19 protein-coding genes are annotated in these 21862 nt (G+C 32.4%); 8 read left to right on the forward strand and 11 right to left on the reverse strand.

All coding sequences use genetic code 11. The features are described 5' to 3' along the window. Complete coding sequence (locus AAHN03_RS01065) at positions 1 to 1503, reverse strand: Npt1/Npt2 family nucleotide transporter (RefSeq protein ID WP_342279228.1); 1503 nt, start codon at positions 1501 to 1503, stop codon at positions 1 to 3. Positions 1504 to 1985: 482 nt separating this feature from the next. Here AAHN03_RS01065 and AAHN03_RS01070 point away from each other — a divergent pair, with 482 nt between their 5' ends. The 5 genes from AAHN03_RS01070 to lpdA all read left to right on the forward strand — a co-directional run bounded on the left by AAHN03_RS01070 (position 1986) and on the right by lpdA (position 5944). Continuing rightward, a complete protein-coding gene (locus AAHN03_RS01070; RefSeq protein WP_342278823.1) occupies positions 1986 to 2708 on the forward strand; it encodes a transglycosylase SLT domain-containing protein in 723 nt (240 codons plus the stop codon). A gap of 123 nt (positions 2709 to 2831) precedes the next feature. After that, positions 2832 to 3521, forward strand: a complete 690-nt coding sequence (locus tag AAHN03_RS01075) for a methyltransferase domain-containing protein (protein WP_342279229.1) — start codon at positions 2832 to 2834, stop codon at positions 3519 to 3521. Between the two features lie 303 nt (positions 3522 to 3824). Then, a complete protein-coding gene (locus tag AAHN03_RS01080) occupies positions 3825 to 4067 on the forward strand; it encodes an AbrB/MazE/SpoVT family DNA-binding domain-containing protein (RefSeq protein WP_341762081.1) in 243 nt (80 codons plus the stop codon). After that, positions 4054 to 4452: a type II toxin-antitoxin system VapC family toxin gene (locus tag AAHN03_RS01085; protein WP_342278824.1), complete on the forward strand. Its 399-nt coding sequence runs from the start codon at positions 4054 to 4056 to the stop codon at positions 4450 to 4452. Before AAHN03_RS01080 ends, AAHN03_RS01085 begins: the two co-directional genes overlap by 14 nt. A gap of 94 nt (positions 4453 to 4546) precedes the next feature. Further along, positions 4547 to 5944: a dihydrolipoyl dehydrogenase gene (gene lpdA / locus AAHN03_RS01090; RefSeq protein ID WP_342278825.1), complete on the forward strand. Its 1398-nt coding sequence runs from the start codon at positions 4547 to 4549 to the stop codon at positions 5942 to 5944. A 253-nt stretch (positions 5945 to 6197) separates the two neighbouring features. Here lpdA and trpS read toward each other — a convergent pair whose 3' ends face one another. Then, positions 6198 to 7190, reverse strand: coding sequence for a tryptophan--tRNA ligase (gene trpS, locus AAHN03_RS01095; protein WP_342278826.1), 993 nt, complete (start codon positions 7188 to 7190; stop codon positions 6198 to 6200). 95 nt (positions 7191 to 7285) lie between these two features. On the opposite strand from trpS, the gene AAHN03_RS01100 reads away from it, so the two are divergent. Next, the gene (locus tag AAHN03_RS01100) at positions 7286 to 8029 is read left to right on the forward strand and encodes a lysophospholipid acyltransferase family protein (RefSeq protein ID WP_341762076.1); all 744 of its coding nucleotides are present in this window, start codon (positions 7286 to 7288) and stop codon (positions 8027 to 8029) included. Positions 8030 to 8477: 448 nt separating this feature from the next. Here the strand turns inward: AAHN03_RS01100 and AAHN03_RS01105 are convergent, their stop codons facing one another. The 4 genes from AAHN03_RS01105 to truB all read right to left on the reverse strand — a co-directional run bounded on the left by AAHN03_RS01105 (position 8478) and on the right by truB (position 13193). Further along, positions 8478 to 9143, reverse strand: coding sequence for an N-acetylmuramoyl-L-alanine amidase (locus tag AAHN03_RS01105; protein WP_342278827.1), 666 nt, complete (start codon positions 9141 to 9143; stop codon positions 8478 to 8480). Positions 9144 to 9434: 291 nt separating this feature from the next. Then, the gene (pnp, locus tag AAHN03_RS01110) at positions 9435 to 11681 is read right to left on the reverse strand and encodes a polyribonucleotide nucleotidyltransferase (protein ID WP_342278828.1); all 2247 of its coding nucleotides are present in this window, start codon (positions 11679 to 11681) and stop codon (positions 9435 to 9437) included. A 66-nt stretch (positions 11682 to 11747) separates the two neighbouring features. Next, a complete protein-coding gene (gene rpsO / locus AAHN03_RS01115; protein WP_341758004.1) occupies positions 11748 to 12017 on the reverse strand; it encodes a 30S ribosomal protein S15 in 270 nt (89 codons plus the stop codon). A gap of 255 nt (positions 12018 to 12272) precedes the next feature. Then, positions 12273 to 13193, reverse strand: a complete 921-nt coding sequence (gene truB / locus AAHN03_RS01120) for a tRNA pseudouridine(55) synthase TruB (protein WP_342278829.1) — start codon at positions 13191 to 13193, stop codon at positions 12273 to 12275. A 291-nt stretch (positions 13194 to 13484) separates the two neighbouring features. Here truB and AAHN03_RS01125 point away from each other — a divergent pair, with 291 nt between their 5' ends. Together AAHN03_RS01125 and ppdK are read left to right on the forward strand one after the other, a co-directional pair. Beyond that, complete coding sequence (locus AAHN03_RS01125; protein ID WP_342278830.1) at positions 13485 to 14966, forward strand: hypothetical protein; 1482 nt, start codon at positions 13485 to 13487, stop codon at positions 14964 to 14966. A gap of 329 nt (positions 14967 to 15295) precedes the next feature. Beyond that, positions 15296 to 17941 (forward strand): pyruvate, phosphate dikinase, encoded by a 2646-nt coding sequence (ppdK, locus tag AAHN03_RS01130; protein WP_342278831.1) that lies wholly within the window; start codon positions 15296 to 15298, stop codon positions 17939 to 17941. Here ppdK and AAHN03_RS01135 read toward each other — a convergent pair. The 5 genes from AAHN03_RS01135 to AAHN03_RS01155 all read right to left on the reverse strand — a co-directional run bounded on the left by AAHN03_RS01135 (position 17914) and on the right by AAHN03_RS01155 (position 21724). Continuing rightward, positions 17914 to 19023 carry an RluA family pseudouridine synthase gene (locus AAHN03_RS01135; RefSeq protein WP_342278832.1) on the reverse strand — a complete coding sequence of 370 codons (1110 nt, stop codon included), beginning with the start codon at positions 19021 to 19023 and terminating at the stop codon, positions 17914 to 17916. The two genes, ppdK and AAHN03_RS01135, sit on opposite strands and share 28 nt — an antisense overlap. Positions 19024 to 19171: 148 nt before the next feature. Further along, entirely contained in the window at positions 19172 to 19450 is a 279-nt protein-coding gene (locus tag AAHN03_RS01140) for a helix-turn-helix domain-containing protein (RefSeq protein WP_341755153.1), read from the reverse strand. Further along, positions 19447 to 19773, reverse strand: a complete 327-nt coding sequence (locus AAHN03_RS01145; RefSeq protein WP_342278833.1) for a transcriptional regulator — start codon at positions 19771 to 19773, stop codon at positions 19447 to 19449. The genes AAHN03_RS01140 and AAHN03_RS01145 overlap by 4 nt, the downstream gene beginning before the upstream one ends. A gap of 211 nt (positions 19774 to 19984) precedes the next feature. Further along, on the reverse strand, positions 19985 to 20998 hold the full coding sequence (locus tag AAHN03_RS01150; RefSeq protein ID WP_342278834.1) for a COX15/CtaA family protein: 1014 nt from the start codon (positions 20996 to 20998) through the stop codon (positions 19985 to 19987). A gap of 39 nt (positions 20999 to 21037) precedes the next feature. Next, entirely contained in the window at positions 21038 to 21724 is a 687-nt protein-coding gene (locus AAHN03_RS01155) for a hypothetical protein (protein WP_342278835.1), read from the reverse strand. Positions 21725 to 21862 lie beyond the last annotated feature (138 nt).

The following is a 21862-nucleotide window of genomic DNA, read 5'->3' on the forward strand; positions in this document are numbered from 1 at the left end:
CTAATTACATAACTTCACATATTCACGATTTAGTTGTACTATATTCCAAAACCACAAAATAACTATAATAATAAAAATTGTTAGTAAATAAACTACTATTGAATCACATGTGGCAGTAGGCACTATAATAAATATAAAAGACTGGATAAAAGCTCCTAAAGACTTACCAAATTTAATACCAATAACCTCAACAGCAGCTTTACCTTTTGTTCGAAGTTCGGATGATAAAGGAATATATGCCATTTCCTTTGTTGAATCAAATAACGAATATTTAGTTGATTTACTTAGAATATTTTGTACTCCTCCGATAATTACAGCCGCATAAATTGGATTAAAGTCCTTTATACCAAAACTTATATATTCTGAGAAAATAACAAAGATAAAAAACATTAAGCCAGTTATAAAAAGCATTAAGGGTGTTAATAATGCTGAAATTAACCAAGTAAATTTCCTAATCACATTACTACCAACTATCATAAAAGTAACGCTAGAAATTCCCATCCAAATATTAAACCTACCCATAAAATGTATATAATCTAACGTATTGGGATTAAGCTCCCTTACCTTAGCTTTCCACGGACCTTCTACTATATTAATTAGTAGTGCATAACAAATTATCAATAAAGCAATGCGTCCAATATATTTTGAGTTAATAACCAACCTTATACTATCCATAAGCGATAAGGAAGTTTTTGCCTGTATTTGAACTATTTGGAAATCAGCCTTTAGCACCTTGTCATTCAAAATAAAATAATTAATTAACCTAAATAATACCATGGAAATTATACCGGCAAACACTATTATAGAAATAACAGGTTGTAGCATTAGTTCTGACTTATATTGCAAATCTTCATTTATTATAACTTGAGCATCGACTACCCCTCGTACATTTGAGAAAGCTACTAATACATTGCCAGCTAAAATCAAACCAACATTACCTACCATTCCTAAAATTGGATAGAAACGTTTCGCTTTACTGGTATCAAAAATATTATTAGCAAATTGCCAAAACATTAGATTAATAATTACTGCACTCCATAATTCTGAACAGATATACATGAGAGCATAACTCCACTTACCCATTATCTTGATAAACCATCGAAAATTAGGATACAATGATACTAAATGTTCTACCTGCTCAGCATTTGGATGATAAAAGTCCTGATTAGGGTAAATGATATAAGCAAATATCAGGAAAAAAAGCAAAAAACTCGAAATTACTATATAAAAAATATATTCAAAACGTATGTGATTACTAAGTTTTACATATATTATAGTAAATAATATAGAGGAAGGAAGAACAAACCAAAGTTTTAGAAAACTAATGACTTCTGCTCCTATTGATGGTATGACCAATCCGTCTTTAACGGATCTAAGTGTTCCAAAATTAAAAAGAATACACAGCATCATTAATGCCATAGGCAAAAAAAGTTTCAATTCCTCTCTTTCTATAGGCCAAATGATTTCCTGAATTTTAGTAAAAATACTTTTGAATGGTAACATTATTTTATACAAAAAATTACCTAAAAACTAACACTATCTATTTAACATAGATACGTAATGGAAGTCGAACTAAACCTTTTAAAGCTCTATGCAAATAAAGTCAATGAAAATAAACATATTTTTCTATTAACAAAATATTTATGTGACAAAATTATAGGACAACGAGACATAACTTGCCTTGTAGGAAAATTTTTAATATGCTACAAAAGACCCTAATTCGGGATAAGAATTATAATTCTTATCCCGAATTAGCTGTGATATAAAGAAAAATGTACTCTTGAAGCGGTTCTGCGAGTACATTTTAACTTTTTTACCGTTCAATAGATGATTTTAATTATTAAAATCATCTATTGAATGCAAATTATATTTTAACAATCAGGTGTAGAACCGCTTCAAACCTGATTGTTTCTATATATACAGCCGAATTTGGGATAACTTGTTATCCCGAATTCGCGTAAAAGATAAAGTAAAATGATAATGTTATGTCCATTAGGTCAATATTAGCCATATATTTATTGTTTCTTTTTCCGTTATATTTATATGTTAATGTGGCATATGCTAATATAGACGTAGAAATTGCTGAATCACATAAATGCTCAAGGATGTTTCCTTACTTTGAAAAGATACATAAAATTCCTCCTAATACGTTACACTCGATAGCTTTAAAAGAATCGGGCAAAAAACATACTGAATATAAAATTAAAGTAGTTTGGCCTTGGACTGTCAATATTGAAGGTAAAGGCTATTATTTTAATACTAAAAAAGAGGCAATATCATTTGTAAAAAAACAAATTATTCAAGGCAAAGAAAATATTGATGTAGGATGTATGCAAATCAACTTAAAACATCATTTAAATGCATTTAACTCTTTAAATCAAGCTTTCAATCCTAAGAAAAATGTCGCCTATGCTGCTAAATTCCTAAAAGCTAAATATGATCAGTTAGGTAGTTGGCACAAAGCAATTGCTCATTACCATTCAGCCACCCATGAGTTTGGCTATAGATATAAACAAGATGTTATCAAAATTGCTAACAATATGGATTTGTATAAAAACTCTATTAACATGTATAGTGGGTACAATTATTATAATAATACACCTACTCTGCCAACAAACATGCTTTTGAGGAATAAACAGAGAGCTTCATTTGAAAGTAATATTAGGAAATATAAGAGTAATATTATTGGTAGTATTACCAAGAGCTAGCTAGAGGTAACAATTATATTTGATCGTGAGAAGTTAAAATCTAATCGTGACAAAGTGGTGGATAATATCGCTGAGTGTGCGTTTTTTAAATATGCAGCATTCGATATTATTGAGCGTCTAAATATTATTGATAAAGAATTTCCTGATATTTTAGATTTAGAATGTCGTACTGGTATACTAACTAAACTATTAGTGCAGAACTATAACTATGCTATAATTGTAGCGGCTAGTACATCAAATGCTATGTTACAATCGTTTGACCATACTCCCAAATTACTAATTGATGAAGAAAACTTACCATTTAAAGCAGCTAGTTTTGACCTAATAACTTTTTCCTTAGGTCTACACTGGATCAATGATGTACAAAATTTTCTGTTACAGATAAAACGTATTTTAAAACCAAATGGTCTATTTATTGGTAATTTTATCGGTGGTAACAGCCTAAAAGAACTACGAATGAAATTCATTGAAGCTGAAATAGCATTAAGTCGCCCTCACTTCCAACATGTTTCCCCTTTCATCCATTTTGATCACGTAACACCTTTACTAGGACAGGCAGGATTCACAGAAATTATCGTTGATTATGAAAATATTCAGCTGAGCTATAAAAGCCCTTTAGATTTCATTAGAGAACTAAAGAATATTGGAGAATCTAGAGCATTATTAAAAAACTCTCATAACATAATATCGAAGCAAATGCTTTCTATTCTAAGCAATGATACTAACACTTTTACCGAACAAATTAATATAATCAGCTTCATTGCCTCTCCGAGTAAGAATAGTATAAAAATAACTCGTAATTTAAAACAGTAGAAAAAATAAGTATTTATAGCTTGCTCTTACTTTCTCCTTACATTATTATAAACCTCAGTTTTGGATTAAAATTTTTAATTTTAATCCAAAACTGGCTAGAATATCAGAAAAATGCATTCTTGAAGCGCTTCTACGAATGCATTTTAATCTATTATCGCTAATAATCTTATTTTAAAATAAGATTATTAGCAAATGAAATATTTAACAATCAGGCGTCAAACCGCTTTAAGCCTGATTGTTTACTTTCTCATTCCAATTTCGGATTAATGAAATTAATCCGAAATTGAGGAATTATGGTATCTTATGAAAGCACACTGTTCAACAGTTACAAGTAAGGGACAAGTTACTATCCCATCATATATTAGAAACAAGCTACACTTATCTTCTGGTAGTAAATTAGAGTTCATTATGCAAGATGACTCTTTTATAGTAGTGCCAATTAATAAGCCAGTTAAAAATTTAAAAGGAATACTACCCAAACCAAAAACACCATTAAGTATCGAAGATATGAATGAAGCCATTAAGAGCGGATATGATCGGAATTGATACTAATGTTTTAATTCGTTATTTGATCCAAGATGACGAAGTACAGAGTAGCAAAGCTACAAAACTAATTGAGCAATATTCAGGTGTTAGTGATTCTATATTTATTAATAACATAGTAGTTTGTGAAATAATTTGGGTTTTAGGGCGAGGTTATAAATATTCAAAAAACCAAATAATAAATGTACTAAAAGAAATATTTGCTACTATAGAATTCCGCTTTGAGGATCACAAAACTTTATCGCTAACTGTTAGAGAATATGAGAACTGTAATACAGATTTTGCTGATATTTTAATAGGTAAACTAAATGAACTAAGTGGTTGTAGTACTAGTTTCACTTTTGACCATAAAACATCAACTCTGCCAATATTTACTACAATAAAATAATCAAAAAATAATTAAATTAAATTCAAATTAGCTATTAGTGTTCGTATATTTATGGTTTATAATACCATTAATTATTATAAGTAAGGGAAAATATATGCAAGAATTTGATTTAATAGTAATTGGTAGTGGTCCAGCTGGTTATACAGGGGCAATAAGAGCAGCACAGCTGGGTATGAAAGTTGCATGCATAGAAAAAAGGTCAACGCTTGGTGGTACTTGCCTAAATGTTGGATGTATTCCTTCAAAACTATTACTAAATTTTTCTGAAAAATTTAATGAGGTATCAAACCATTGTGCTGATATTGGTATTATGACCTCAACCAAACTTGATTTACAAAAAATGATGACTAAAAAAAGTCAAGTAGTGTCAGACTTATGCAAGGGTATAGAAAGTTTGTTTGTAAAAAATAAAATCACTAAATTTAGTGGAAGTGCCAAGTTTATTTCAGCCAATCTTGTGGAAATTACTAACGGTAAAACAGTTGAGTCGATTTCGGCTAAGAATATTTTAATTGCTACTGGCTCTGATATTATTGAAATACCCAATATTGTTGTAGATGAGGAATATATAGTTTCATCAACGGGAGCTTTGAGCCTTCCTAAAGTTCCAGAAACTATGGTAGTAATTGGCGGTGGTTATATAGGTTTAGAGCTTGGTTCGGTATGGAATAGGCTTGGTTCTAAAGTAACGGTTATTGAATATGCTGATAGCATTGTCCCAGCTTTAGATAAAGAAATTATTAATCAATTTACTAAAATCCTACAAAAACAATCCATTGAATTGCGACTGAATAGTAAAGTACTATCTGCTGAAAAAAAAGCAGGAAAAGTTACTTTAAATATACAACAAACATCTGCTTCCTTAGTAGAGCAAATTACTGTTGATATAGTTTTATTAGCTGTCGGCAGAAAAGCCCATACAACAAATTTAGGTCTAGATAAATTAGCAATTCAAACGGACAAACAAAACAGAATTACGGTGAATAGCCAATTCCAAACAATAATCCCTAATATTTATGCCGTTGGTGATGTAATTGCAGGACCTATGCTTGCTCATAAAGCAGAAGAAGAAGCTGTCGCTGCCGTCGAAATTATGGCGGGTCTAGCTGGTCATGTTAATTATAATCTTATTCCAAGTGTAATTTATACTTGGCCGGAAGTAGCAAGTGTTGGTTTAACTGAAGAACAACTAAAAGAAGCCAAGATTGATTACAAAGTTGGTAAATTTCCATTTTTGGCAAATAGTCGGGCGAGAAGCACAGGTTCTACTGATGGGATGGTGAAGATATTAGCTGATAGCATAACTGATAAAGTACTTGGGGCACATATAATAGGACCTTGCGCTGGAACTATGATTGCAGAACTTGTAGCATTTATGGAATTTGGTGCTTCTTCAGAAGATATAGCGAGAACTTGCCATGCCCATCCTACCCTAAGTGAAGCTATAAAAGAGGCGGCTCTAGCTGTAGATAAGAGGACTATTAATTTTTAGGATTTTTACTTTAGCTTACATGGTAAAAAAGATGTTGCCCTTACGCCTTCAATGTTACCCCATAACTGTTGAAAGTTAAAAAATCGTCTATTAGCGAAGTACTGTTGTAAGGCTTAAAGCGTCTATTAGCGAGCGAACGTACGTGAGCGTGGCAATCCCCATGAAGCTTGTCATACAATTGCTTCGTCGACCTACGGTCTTCTCGCTAATAGACGATTTTTTAACTTTCAACAATTGTGGGGTAAATTGGTTTTTACACAACAAAACCAAATAATTTTTTGATTTCAGTAAGAGTTTTAGAAGCAATAATTCTAGCTTTATCCGCTCCTTCATGTAGTGTAGTTACTAGATAATCTTGGTTTTTCATTAACTCTATATATTGAATATTAATGGGAGTCAGAGTTGTGATGATAATATCAGCTAGATCATCCTTAAATTTAGCAAAACCAGTATTTTGGTATTGTTCAACTATTGTCTCAACATTAATACTAGATAAACTGCAATAAATGTCAATTAAATTGCTGATTTCTGGTCTATTTTGACGATCATAACTGATTTCAGCTAAATGATCTGTTTTAGATTTTTTAATTTTTTGGTAAATTTGATCCCGGCTATCATTTAAATTAATACGAGATAAATCAGATGGATCAGATTTACTCATTTTTTTACGACCATCTTTTAAACTCATTATTCTTGCTCCTGAGCTTTGAATTAATGGCTCAGGTAATTTTAGAACTTCTTGATTAAACTTTCTATTAATAATAGCCGCAATATCTCTGGTAAGTTCTAAATGCTGTTTTTGATCATCACCAACAGGGACGCAATCAGCATTATATAATAATATATCAGCTGCCATTAATACTGGATAAGACAATAATCCTAAACCAGCACTTTCTTGGTCTTTTCCAGCTTTGTCTTTAAACTGAGTCATGCGTTTAAGCCAACCAAGTGGGGTAACGCAATTTAATATCCAAGCAAGTTCAGCATGTTCCTTCACCATACTTTGTGCAAATATAGTGGTTTTCTCCGGCAAAAGTCCTGTTGCTATATACATAGCAACAGTTTGCAATATGGATGAGTTTAGCTCAAGAGGTAAGCGATCTATAGTAATAGAATGCAAATCAGCTAAAAAGAATAAGCAATTGTACTCATCTTGAATCTTAAGCCAATTAGATATTGAACCAAGATAGTTTCCTAAATGCAAAGCCCCTGTCACTTGAACTCCAGATAGAGCTGTTTTTTTCATTTAATTTCCCCAAATAATTACTAATTATATCTATATGTAGACGTAATTTTATGCTATTGTACCCGTTAATTATCAACAACTAAGATTAACCAACCATGTTTTGGCGTTTAAGAGTATTAACATTTTATGCATTACTTGCTATATTTACCATTACATTCTTCCTTATATGTTACATACCCGTAACATTTTTTAATGTCAACTATTATATACGTTATAGGATTGGAGTTATTTTTTCCTATGTATTTATTTGGTTGGCTAGAATCTTTTGTGGTTTAAAATACCAAGTTTCTGGTCTAGATAAATTACCTTCTGTTCCTTCTTTAGTATTGTCTAATCACCAATCATGTTGGGAACAAGTATTTATACAATTAATTATACCTGAACATTCTTGGGTATTAAAAAAAGAGTTATTTAATATCCCCTTATTCGGTTGGGGTCTGCAAATGGTTAAGCCAATTGCCGTAGACCGTAATGTTAATATCTCGGTTAGTCAAATTTTAAGAGAAGGACAGGAAAAGATAAAAGATGGTTTATGGTTGGTTATTTTTCCTGAATCTACTAGATTTAGACCAGAACAAAATGCTAAATTTAAACCTAGTGCAGTAAAATTAGCATCACTAGCAAAAGTACCGATCGTGATGATGGCTCACAACGCAGGGGTATACTGGCCAAAAGGTTTTTGGATTAAGAAACCAGGGGTAATCCAAGTAAAGATTATTAATGTTATTCCTGTAGAGGAAATAGAACAATCTGATGTTCGAGAATTGACAAGCAAGATAGAACAGGTAATCAATACCGAAAAGCAAATATTATTTGAACAAGCTGGTATACTCAAATGATTTAAAGAATTGGATTTGAAAATGAGGGGCAAGCAAGCAGAAGAATATACTTCCGAAGGAACAGGGATGACACCCACAACTGTTGAAAGTTAAAAACCGTCTATTAGCGAAGCACTATTGTAAGGCTTAAACCGTCATTGCGAGCGAACGTACGTGAGCGTGGCAATCCATGAAGCTTGTCATATAGATACTTTTAACTTACAATTGCTTCGTCGACCTACGGTCACAACTGTTGAAAGTTAGTAAACACAGCTTCTCTATACGTCTATTAGCGAGGAAACCGTAAGGTTGACGAAGCAATCCAGTAACATCATTTATCTATAGATTGTTTCCTAGATTGCTTCGCTTACGCTCGCTAATAGACGCTGTGGTATAGGTACTTGTAAACTTTCAACAGTTATGGGGTGGTGTCCTCTAAGAACACCTTTTTTTATTACAGCAATTCTGATTAAGCATGTTCAAGGCCACTTACTAACTCAACAGCACCTGCTAAAGTTACATGATTAGGGTAAAGTCCATCTAAAACAAGTTGACTCGCCTCACTCCATTCATTTGGAGGGGATTGCTCTAGAACATAACGTGTATTAAATTTTTCAAACCAAGTTGCGGTTTTGTCACCACATTTTCCATCAACTTCAATACCATAACCATGCTCTTTTAACTGTGTTTGAACATGAGAGACTTTTTGACCTTCATCATCTTTTCGTATTAATATGTGTTCTGCTTGTTCTTTCGTAGTAGGTATAAATTTACCAAACCCAGCATCTGCAAGTTGTTTCCAAGGGAAAAATTTTCCGGGTGCTATGTGCCTTTCAGCGACTTCACCCAGCCCTACAAGATTGTCCTTATTATCCCAATTTGGGTATCTAACTTTAATATCTTCAAGTAATTTTATTACTTTAGTTATTTGAGAATCTGTAAAAGCACTTTTTGCATCATTAATAAACATGATGCCTATGCCAAGGTCATTAACCTTTTCTTGCCCTTTCCAACTACTCTTTCCAGCATAAAAGGCTTTTTCTTTTGAATCATTATGGTATTGATATTGTTGCTCATTCTTAGCATTTGGTTCTTTATCTATTATGTAATGTACGCTTGTTCCATTATATTGCATAGTATCTATTGCAGAATTTAATGTATTACAAACGGAATAGGTTAGTACTACACAACTTGGCTCTACCCCCGGTTCTCTAGGTGCAAAAATTTACTATCATTAGTAGTGCTAACACCATTATTTTTACTCATTACGACCTCCATTAAATAATTTTAACCTAATTATATTTACGCTGAACAATAATATATAGCCAAATTGTTTAGTGTATACTCACTAGGTTGTTATATCTAGATATAACAACCTAGTACTTAATATTTGTAGCATTGTATTTTTATTGAGTCAATACCTTAATCAGTTGAAATACTTACGCTCAGTTACAACTTCATCTTCATTAGAGGAGGCTGTTTTGTTATTTTGCCATTTCTTTGCAGATTCGCGTTTATTACCATTATTATCGCTGTTATCTTTATAAGACTCAGATTTTTGATTAGTTATAACGTCCTGAGTAACTTTAGCATCGATATTTTTTATGGTTAATTTTGCTTTGCCTTTATTGTCAAAACCAATAAGTTTAACTTTTACTATATCTCCATGTTTTAAAACACTAGATACAGATTCAATACGTTCTTTTGAAATCTCACTAATATGTATAAATCCATCACGATTACCTAAATAATTGATAAACGCTCCAGAGTCTAATATTTTAACAACAGTTCCATTGAATATGCCACCAATTTCAGGGTCAAAAGCAATTGACTTAATTTTTTCGACAGCCATATCTAGCTTCTCTTTGCCTATAGTCGAAACAGTTACATTGCCATCGTCACTTATGTCAATTTTAGCCGATGTCATATCACAAATTTCGCGTATTACTTTGCCACCCGGTCCTATGACGTCTCTAATTTTATCTTTATCAATTTTAAAACTTTGAATACAAGGTGCATACTGGCTAATATGGTTATTGGTTTTATTAATAGTCTTATCCATTTCTTGTAAAATATGAACAAGACCAAGCTTTGCTTGAACTAAAACATGCTTCATTATTTCAAACGTTACTCCAGATATTTTTATATCCATTTGTAATGCGGTTATGCCGTGTTTACCACCAACCACTTTAAAATCCATATCTCCAAGATGATCTTCATCCCCCATAATATCGGATAATACTACAAACTTATCACCTTCTTTTATCAAACCCATAGCGATACCTGCTATAGGAGTTGTGATGGGTACTCCAGCATCCATTAGAGCCATTGAACTACCACAAATAGTAGCCATAGATGACGAACCATTACAGGAGGTAATTTCTGACACTACTCTAATAGAATAAGGAAATTGTTCTTTAGTTGGCAGCATGCGGTTAATGGCTCTCCATGCTAGTTTACCATGCCCTATTTCTCTACGTCCAGGAGCTCTTACTGGGGTTGCTTCGCCTACTGAATAAGGAGGGAAAATATAGTTAAGCATAAAACGCTCTTTATATTCCTCGTCTAAACTATCAACAATTTGTTCATCTTGACCAGTACCTAGTGTTGCAACTACTAAACTTTGTGTTTCCCCTCTAGTAAACAAGCTTGAACCATGTGTTTTTGGCAACAAAGCCACTTCACAAGCTATGTTTCTTATATCTTCCGGTTTTCTACCATCGATACGAATATTGCTCTTTAATACGTTTTGCCGTAATATTTCTGATTCTACTTCTTTAAGAGCGAACTCAACCTGAGCATTAGTAAGATTATTATTAGCAATATCTTCGGCAAAATGTCGCTTAATTATATCAGAAACATGTTTTACCGCTAAGACCCTTTCTTGTTTTGATTTAATAGAAAAAGCATGCTGAATATCTTCTGATGCGATGCTTCTAATTTGTTCCTTTAAGCTAGTAGGGAATAAATCGGCAAGCTGTAATTTAGGTTTCCCAGCACTTTTTACTAAATCATTAATCAATTCAATTACAGGCTGTAATGCCTTGTGACCAAACTCAATAGCTTCCAACATTTTTTCTTCGGACAATAGATCGGCTTCAGATTCAACCATCATAACTGACGTCTTAGTGCCTGCCACTACTAAGTCTAATTTACTAGTCTTTAATTGGCTAAATGAAGGGTTTAATATGAATTGATCATTTATCAAGCCAACTCTGCTAGCTGCTACTATATCTTGATAGGGGGCGCTAGACAAAGCCAATGCAGCCGATGCTCCGATAATTGCTAATATATCCGTATTACATTCAGGATCGTATGAAAGAACAGTACAGATTACTTGCGTTTCATTAAGAAAGGCTGGGTGGAATAATGGCCTAATCGGTCTGTCGATCAAGCGTGAGACTAATACTTCTTTTTCTGACCCTTTACCTTCTCTTTTAAAAAATCCTCCAGGTATTTTACCAGCAGCAAATGCCATTTCTTTGTAGTGTACAGTAAGAGGAAAGAATCCTATCCCTTCTTTTACTTCTTTGCTACTCACGGCAGTACATAATAAGACACTTCCTCCCATTTTTACCATAACTGCTCCATCAGCTTGACGAGCAATTTTACCAGTAGTTAATTCTAGTAGTTTCCCACCTAATTCTATCGTTTTAGTTATTTCTTCAAACATTCTTATTCCTTATTTAATGAACAAAAAACCCGGCTAAAATTTTTGATTTTTTAACCGGGCTTTATTTTACTTTCTTATTCCTAGTTTATTAATCAACGACAAATATCTGCTTAGACTTTGCTTCTTGATATAATCCAACAATCGACGCCTACGACCAACTAACATCAATAATCCTCTTCTCGAAGAAAAATCTTTGTGATTAGTTTTAAAATGCCCTGTTAAGTTATTGATTCTTTCGGTTAGAATTGCACATTGCACTTCACTAGAACCAGTATCGTTTTCTTTAGTAGCATATTCTGTAATTAATTGCTGCTTACGCTGTGCTGTAATCGACATCATTAATCTCCATGTTTATTTTTATTAGGTTAACCTGAATTCGATGTAACAAGTTACATCGAATTCAGTATTATATATAGAAACAATCAGGTTTGAAGCGGCTGCCCACCTGATTGTTAAAATATAACACTCCATTCAATATGTGATTTTAATTATTAAAATCACATATTGAATGATGAAAAAAGTTAAAATGCACTTGCAGAACCGCTTCAAGAGTGCATTTTTCCTTATAACAAAGCCAGTTCGATATAAGAATTAATAATTCTTATATCGAACTGATGTTAGGTTAAATACTCGAAAAGAATTAAAGCAATTTTCACTCAAGCTACCAATTGCTAAGAGAGAGCCATGATATCGAATCCAAATTAATTCAATATTTTCAGGATAATCAAAATAGCATTTCTGACCATGAATGATTTTCTTAGCTTGCTCAGTAGTAGCATCAAGCACCAGGATGTCGTCCAGTACTGCTTCAATCTTTATAGCTTTTTCTGCAAGAAACTGTTGCATTTCTTGCTTTTGTATATCAAGTTCTGTTAATTTAATAGCATTGCATGCTGTAAATATTCCAACTTTAGTACGCTGTAATTCTACCACAAATCCTAAACTTTGCAAGGATAAAGCAATATCTTCTGCTAGAGTCCTTACATAAGTCCCTTTAGAACATTCAACCTTATAGCTAGCTTGATTATTTTGGTGGTTGAAATTAAGACATTCTAAATTATATATTTCAATATTTCGAGGAGTTAATTCTACTGCCAAATCTTCTCGTGCTAATTTATAAGATCTAATACCATTAACTTTTATAGCAGAAAAGGCAGGAGGACGTTGTTTTATTGTACCTATGAATTTTTTACATATATTATGGCAATCAATTGAAGTGGGAATATTATCAGTAACCTTTATTATTTTACCTGCAGCATCTGCTGTATCAGTTTGCCTACCAAACTGCACCGTGAAAATGTAAGTTTTCTTTGCATCTACTAGAACTCGCACTAATTTTGTTGCTTCACCAATTGCCAAAGGTAATACACCTTCAGCTTCAACATCCAAAGTCCCACAATGACCAACTTTAGCCCCTAAAAGGTTTTTCTTAATGATAGAAACAAGCTTTGCTGAGCTTATGCCTTTAGGTTTATAAATATTAAGCCAGCAATTATTAAGGTGAAACGTCATTTGTTCGGTTATTTACGAATATTGTTAGCATAAGAGTAATTTAAATCTTAGAATAATCCTATCCTATGAAAAAAACACTATTTTTCTTACAAAAAAGGACTTTGTATATCAAAATATATATTGTATATATAGAATGTTATGATAAAATAGAAATGATAGGCTAACTATATATTAAACATAAACTTAAAGATACTTGCAATATGCATCTTTGTTTTTTTTATTAGCAAAGCTTTTGGTAGCTTATCATATGAGGTTTATCATTTTCCTAAGGATAAGAAGCTTAGAATTAAGTTGGAATTTACTTCTCCTAATTCAAATCAAACAGAATTATATATTCCTCATCAAGTTTGGGGACATGATTTGTCTAATCAAATAAAAAATATTCATGTAGAAAATGGTGTTTTTATAAAAAATGCTAATAAAATAACGCATAAACCCAATCAAAAGATTATTGTATGGTATGATATATTGAATACTCAAGAAAAACTTGGATCAAATTATTATACTTACATAATCGACCAAGGATTTTATTTTTTATATAAGTTTGCCTTAATATGCCCCAAATTATATACAAACGGCGAAAGTATAGATGTAGATATTAAATTTGCTAGTCATAATGATGTATTTACTAATTTTGGCAATATTGCTGCTAATAAAATACAAAAGCTTAATCTTACTGCAGATAGCTTAATTTCAAAGGGATTTGCTATATCTGGAAACCATAGTATCTTACAAAATGTAAATTATAAGGGTAACAACATAATATTTTTTAGTATAGATACCAAATCACAGGAAAGCTTAACAAAACTTTTGTATGAAATAATAAATGCTCAAGAGAGATTCTTTGAAACAAAGAATAATGATAATTTGTTTGTATTCATAAATAACCATAGAAAACATAATAGTTTCTATGGTACTTTAATTGGCGGTAATACTGTTCTGTATCTATTACCTGAGAAGTTTAATGTAAATGATTTTAATATTAAGCACCTACTGGCACATGAAAATTTGCATAAGTGGATAGGCAATACTCTGATAAAGGAAAAAGAGGAAACACTATATAAGTGGTTTACAGAAGGATTTACACAGTATTTTACTGACAAGATTAATTTAACTAATGGAATTGTAACATTTGAAGAATATTTAGGGAACTATAACAAGATTTTACAAAAATATTATACCTCTCCTTACTTATTATTTGATAATGAAACTATATCAAAATTATATTGGGATAATGCTCTAGCTAGCGAGTTACCATATGACAGAGGCTATATAATAGCATCTGTACTAGATCTAAAAATACAAAACCTAACTAATACTCAGTTTAGTTTGGATAATCTTATAAAAACAATAGTGGCAAATCATACTCATAATAAAAAAGAGAAATTCACTACCACAATTATGATGCAATATATTAACAATATTACCAAAAGTAACTTGAAACGTACAGTTAATAAATTTGTACAATATGGTAATTTTGATTTAAGTAATTTCTTAAATAACTCAAAATTACATTATAAAAAAATTGCCATAAATGATTATGGGTTTGATATTACAAATTTTCAGAAGATAGTTAGCAACTTAAAAAAGGATAGTGCAGCATATAAAGCTGGGCTACGTAATAATGATAAATTCAAGAAAATTCATATTTCACAAGAAAATCAAGAAGCTATAGCGGAAATAACCATTGAACTAATTAATGGAAGATTAATAAAATATTATGCTAAAAAGAAATTAATAAAAATTCCTGAATATACCAGTATTTATAAGTAGGCAGGATTACCAAAAGCTAAAAAACAGAAACTTGATTTTAATGAATTATTATTGAGTGGTACAAAATTTGTTCAACTAGAAATCAAGAGAGTGAGGGAAAAGACTTGAGTGATGAGATATCTTCTAGTACAGGGCATTTAAACATTGCAGCTTATCTAGCCATATTATATAATAGCTATACTCTTCTGCTTTGAAAAATTGTTTTTTGAAAATATCATGGATTCGCATGCGTAACTATACTATTATGTACGTTCCGCTTGCTCACCATTCATTTTCAAATCCAATTCTCCAAATCATTTGAGTATATATTAGAAATTGTTTCGGTATTTATGAACAAATGGATCTATTATTTTGGTACTAACGGCGGGGAAGGCAATGCCCAAATGAAAGACATACTCGGTAGTAAAGGAGCTGGTCTTGCTGAAATGTCTAACTTAAATTTACCTATTCCCGATGGTTTTACTATTACTACAGAACTTTGTAATTATTTTTATAAAAATAATTACAATTTGCCTAAAAATTTTAATAAGGACTTAGCGGTAGCTGTTAAAAATTTAGAAAATACTACTGGTAAAATTTTTGGGGATCATAAAAATCCACTACTACTATCCGTCCGTTCAGGCTCAAGAGCTTCTATGCCCGGCATGATGGATACTATACTTAATCTTGGGTATAATGATCAAGTTTGCGATGTGCTATCCAGTACTGGAAATGAAATTTTTGCTCTTGACAGCTACCGAAGATTCTTAGAAATGTACGGATCAACAGTATTATCCGTTTCAAACGGATTATTTAAGAATGCATTTGAAATGCATAAGAGCAAATGTAATATTTATCAAGAAAATGAAATTACTGGGGATTTCCTAAGAATAATAGTTGAAGAATTTAAAAAGATAATCTTTAATCATTGTGGTGAATCGTTTTTTGATCCATATACACAACTAGAAGAATCAATAAAAGCCGTATTAAAATCTTGGACAAGTGATAGAGCAATAACTTATAGAAAGCTACATAATATACCCAATGATTGGGGTACAGCGATTAATGTACAGTCAATGGTTTTTGGTAATCAAAACAATAATTCTGCAACAGGTGTAGTATTTTCACGTTGCCCTGCAACTGGTGAAAATAAGCTTTTTGGCGAATATTTAGTAAACGCCCAAGGTGAAGATGTAGTGTCAGGGACAAGAACCCCAAGCCCTATTATGTCAAACGATCATAATCTTGACTGCTCAATGCAAACAGTTATGCCACAAATATTTGAGCAATTACAGGGAATTTGTAAGAAGTTAGAACTACATTACTTAGATATACAAGATATAGAATTCACCGTGGAAGACGGTAAATTCTATATCTTGCAAACACGTACTGCTAAAAGAACAGCTTTAGCCAGTATTAAAATTGCCACGGATATGGTACAAGAAGGACTGATTACTAAACAACAAGCAATAATGCGTGTAGATCCGGAATCGCTAACTCAGCTTTTGCACACGGCTATTGATTATAGCAATACTCTAAGCCCCATTGCTAAGGGACTACCAGCATCTCCTGGGGCTGCTACTGGTATAGTAGTTTTTTCTCCATATGATGCAGAGAAAATGTCGCATCACCATAAAGTGATTTTGGTACGCCATGATACTAGTCCTGAAGATATAAATGGTATGTATGTTTCAGCCGGTATTCTTACAGCTAGAGGTGGAATGACATCACATGCGGCTGTAGTCGCTAGAGGATTAGGAAAACCATGTGTTTGCGGGGCAAGTGATGTGGTAATAGATGAAAAAAAACAGCTCTTTAAAATAGGGGAAACTATTATTAATTATGGTGACTTAATAACTGTAGATGGTGGAACAGGAAAAATCTTTTTAGGGGAAGTACCACTTATTCAGCCTAGTTTTACTAAGGAATTTCAAACAATTCTAGATTGGGCAGATGAATTTGCTACTTTAAAAGTTAGAGCCAATGCTGAAACTATTTTAGACGCTGGTGTTTCCATGAAATTTGGAGCATGTGGAATTGGACTATGCAGAACAGAACATATGTTTTTTGACCCTGATAAAATTCCATTAGTACGAGAAATGATAATTGCTCCTGATATAGAACGGAGAAAACATGCGATAAATAAATTATTGCCCTTGCAAATTCTAGATTTTAAGGCATTATTTCGAATTATGCATGGTAAAGCCGTAAATATAAGACTGCTTGACCCTCCTTTACATGAATTTTTGCCAACAACAGAGATTGATAAAAGAAGCTTAGCAGATATTATGAATCTACCTTTATCTGTTGTGGAACAACGTTTGCATGCATTATATGAAGTGAACCCCATGCTTGGACATAGAGGATGTCGCCTAGGTATTTCTTATCCTGAGATTTATCAAATGCAAATAATGGCAATTTTTACTGCTATCAGAGAATTGCAAATTGAAGAAAATATAAATATTGTTCTAGAGTTAATGATTCCTTTAATCAGTGATGTTAATGAGCTAAAAGCTTTAAAGATACATATACAAGATGTGATCATTGACATGGAGAATACTAACCAATATAAGTTTGATTTTACTCTTGGTACTATGATCGAGCTACCAAGAGCTGCTTTAAAAGCTGGAGAAATTGCCAAGCAGGTAAATTACTTTAGCTTTGGTACCAACGATTTAACCCAAACAACTTACGGCATTTCTAGAGATGATGTAGCGTCATTTTTTCCAGACTATTTGGAAAAAAAAATCCTTGCATTTGATCCTTTTAGTGAATTGGATGAGGAAGGGGTTGGTGAGTTAATAGAAATTGCTATAAAACGTGGGCTAAAAAACAACCCTACATTAAAACTTGGCGTATGTGGAGAACATGCGGGCAATCCTGATTCTATAGAGTTTTTTCATAAAATTGGTTTGCATTATATATCATGTTCACCATACCGTATTCCTATCGCAAGGATTGCTGCAGCTCAAGCGGGAATAAAGAGATGTGGGTAAAAATATCCAGGTAAATCTATATTAATTATTATTTCTTTACCAAATATTTTCTCCGGTAAGATTATTCTTTTGGCATGTAATAGCATTTCCTTGGATAAAGCTATTGCTTCTTGAGTGCCATATTTTGTATCACCTATTATGGGACAACCCAGCATTTTCGCATGAAATCGAAGTTGATGCATCCTACCAGTAAGAGGAGTGAACTCAACCAGCATTAAATCCTTATTGGTCAAACCATTACAGCTAACCCGATTAGCATTTAGCCATAATAAACTGGCGTCATTGCGAGGAGACGTAAGTCGACGAAGCAATCCATTTCTAATCACTTTCCTAGATTGCTTCGTCGCTACTAAAGTAGCTTCTCGCAATGACGTCTGTGAATTGGGAGTAATATTAGTCGGGTTAGCTATATTTAAATTCTTAAGCACCTTATAGCGAGTTACGGCTAATTTGCCATGTTCCTCATCATTTTGCACAGTCTCATACACCCCTCCCCTATTCTTCCCTATCATACCACTAATTTCTCCTTCATGTTGCGGAAGGTTACCTAAAACTACGGCAATATAGGTTTTCTGAATATTCTTTTCCTTAAAGGCTTTCATTAATTTTATACTACTCGCATAATTTTTCGCGATTAGTAATATACCTGAAGTATCTTTATCTAACCTATGTACTAGTTTTAAATCTGCCCCTTGGCTATTTAAATATTGTAGTGCATCATCTATAGATAGGCTTATTTTACTACCACCTTGGGTTGCAAGACCTACCGGCTTATTAATTGCTATAAGCCACTCATCCTGATAAACTAGGTAATCCTTCATTAACTTACCGGCTAGTATAACTGCCGAACTCGAAAAAACCCTATCAGAAGCTTTTTGAGGTTCTAAATTTAAACTATCCTCTATAAAAATTTGATCACCGGCCTTTATTCGCAAATTTGCCGCTACCTTACAAGAATTAACCATTATCTGTTTAAACCTTAAGGCACGCTCAACCATCCCTTGGGTAAGGCTAGGATATAACTTCTTCAAGTAACGATCCAACCTACAAGGCAGTTCTATATCTACATTTAATATTGCCATAATGAGAACATTAATACGCTATTTAATCAGGGCGATTTAGGTAACTGGTCGCTCTACCAGCTAATACCCTACTATTTAATAACCTTTTATTTATTAGCTTTACGAACATAATTGAGGCGTATGGTTAAACGAGTACACTCCCTTCTCCTTAGTTTAAATCAAGAAAAATTTCAGGATGTTTTTGTACTATTCTTAATAAAGATATAGCTGAACCACGGGGTTTACGTCTTCCTTGTTCCCATTCCTGTAATGTTCTTAAATTAATGCACATTAATTCTGAGAATTCTTTTTGTGAATAACATAATTGTTTCCTAATATTTATTATCTCATTATTACTTTTTATTGTCTTTATTGTACCTTTTCCTTTTTTTATATCTTTGATAGCTGATAAAAGTTCTGCTCCTATATCCCTTTTTTTTGCTTTCATAATTCTAATTCTTCCTTAATTTTTCTTAAAATACCAATTGATATGTTTTCAGTTTCATTTTTTGCATAAATGGTTAATAACCATATTTGCTCTTCTTCCATTTTATAATAATAAATAATCCTAACTCCACTTCGTTTACCACTATCTTTAGTAGACCATCGTATCTTTCTAAGTCCTCCACTTCTAGGTATCAAATCGCCTGCTTTTGGATGTAGAGATAATTCCCATTGAAATGCAGCATATTGATCATCAGTAAAATAGGACCTTAATAACTTACTAAATAAAGGGGATTCAATATATTCCATCACTATATAATACGTCATTGCCGTATAAAATCAATTATTTTATTAGCAAATGCTAGGTTGAACCCCAAGTTATACCATTTCCCAAAACTAAATTAGCACTAGGAGTACGAGTGTCGAGCACCGGAGCGTACATACTAGTACGTGAGGAGCGGAGATCATGAAGTACGACGACGTGATGATTAGTTTTCGGAAATGGTATTATTAGCAAAAGTAGAATTATGTAATAGGTCTATGCACTCTTTAACAAAAAATACCCCCATAATATACATGATAATAGTATAATAGCAAAAATCTGATGCACTAAGGCCATTAATATAGGTACTGAATATAAAATGGTAATTATGCCAGCTAACATTTGTAATATCAGTACACCAACAATATAATAAGCGACTTTGTTTAATTTAGGATGCTTGGTTTTTATTAGACTCAACACCAACAAACCAACACTAGTACAAACAATATACGCTCCAATTCTATGGATAAACTGAACAAAAACAGCATCACTTAAACTATCTCTACTCAGTAGTTTAAAAGCTATTTCTTGAGGTATGAAACTATTCCCCATTAACGGAAAGCTATTATATACAAGCCCTGCATCAAGACCTGCAACTAGACCACCTAGAAAAATCTGTATATAAACTATAATAATAGTTAATATACAAAAGAATTTTGCTAAATTTAAACTTATTGTCCGTTCAACTAGTAAAATATCAAAGCTATTTTTCATCAACTGATAGAACAGTAAATTATAGATAATAACTGCAATAACCAAATGACAAGCTAAACGGAAATGACTGACATATGGCTGCAAAATTAGACCACTTTTCACCATATACCATCCCATAAATCCTTGGACTGCAAATAATAACAATATCGCCAAATATACAGGCAGTAACCTTGTATCAATCCGTCCACGCACAAAAAAATACAGTAATGGTACTAGATACAACAAACCTGCTACTCTGCCAGCAAAACGGTGAATAAATTCAAGCCAAAAAATAAATTTAAACTCTGAAAGAGTCATATTAGTATTTTTTTGCTTATATTCGACAGATTGTTGATATTTAGCAAACTCATCCTGCCAGTCAGCATTACCCAGCGGGGGAACGACACCTGAAACCGGTTTCCATTCAACAATTGATAAACCAGCATCAGTAAGCCTAGTGAGACCTCCTAAAAAAATCATAAATATTACCATGCAGCAGCATACCACCAACCAACGCTTTACTAGTATTTGTGACATAAAACATAAACTCAATGCTCTGTATAATTTTGAAGACTATTATACAACAGGCGGTTTTTTATTATAATTAAAACTAATCGCAAATAAGGTGTAAATTGGGTTAAGCCAACCAATAGCTGTGATGTCTAAGTTATCTCTATCTATGGTAATTGTCATATCAGCTCCAGGACTATCTGGGTCATATATATGAAAAGTTATCGTTTTTTCTTGTAATATATATTTATATGCTACTACTTGATGATGTTGAATTATATTTAACCATGTTTTAGGATTAAAAAAACTTGCTTTTGCTCTAATTAATCCAACTAAGACAGGAGTATCTGTATCAATTGTTTGCATAATAATAGGATACTGATTACTTAATTCTTTTGCATCAGTACTTTTGGCAGTAAACATAAATCTAAAATAATTAAACAAAGCTTTTACGGTGAGACTAGCCACCTGACAATTTTTTACAAAGGTAAATAGTTGAGGATCAGTTTTTATACTTGGAGTAATGTTGTTTTTAGGTGTTACAATTTTATACTTATAGTATAAGATTGATGCTAAAGACATACCACCACATAAGCCATTTTTTGCATTCCCTACTGGAATACCATACCAATAAATAACATAGGATTCAAATTTGTTTGTAAAACGGAATGTATATTGTTCTAGAGTAAAATCTTTAACCTGATGTTCTTTTGTAAAATTCATTAGATTATTGGATGAATTTTGGACTGTCATATTGTACCTTATTAAATTAATAATAATTTATTAGTATAGCAGATTTTTTTAGCCCACTAATACTGATACTCATTATTTTTTAAAAAATTTTATCCATAACTAATTCCTATTTTTAATCAGGATATCTACTCTTCTGCT

The organism is Candidatus Tisiphia endosymbiont of Myopa tessellatipennis, assembly GCF_964031105.1.
GTDB lineage: Bacteria > Pseudomonadota > Alphaproteobacteria > Rickettsiales > Rickettsiaceae > Tisiphia.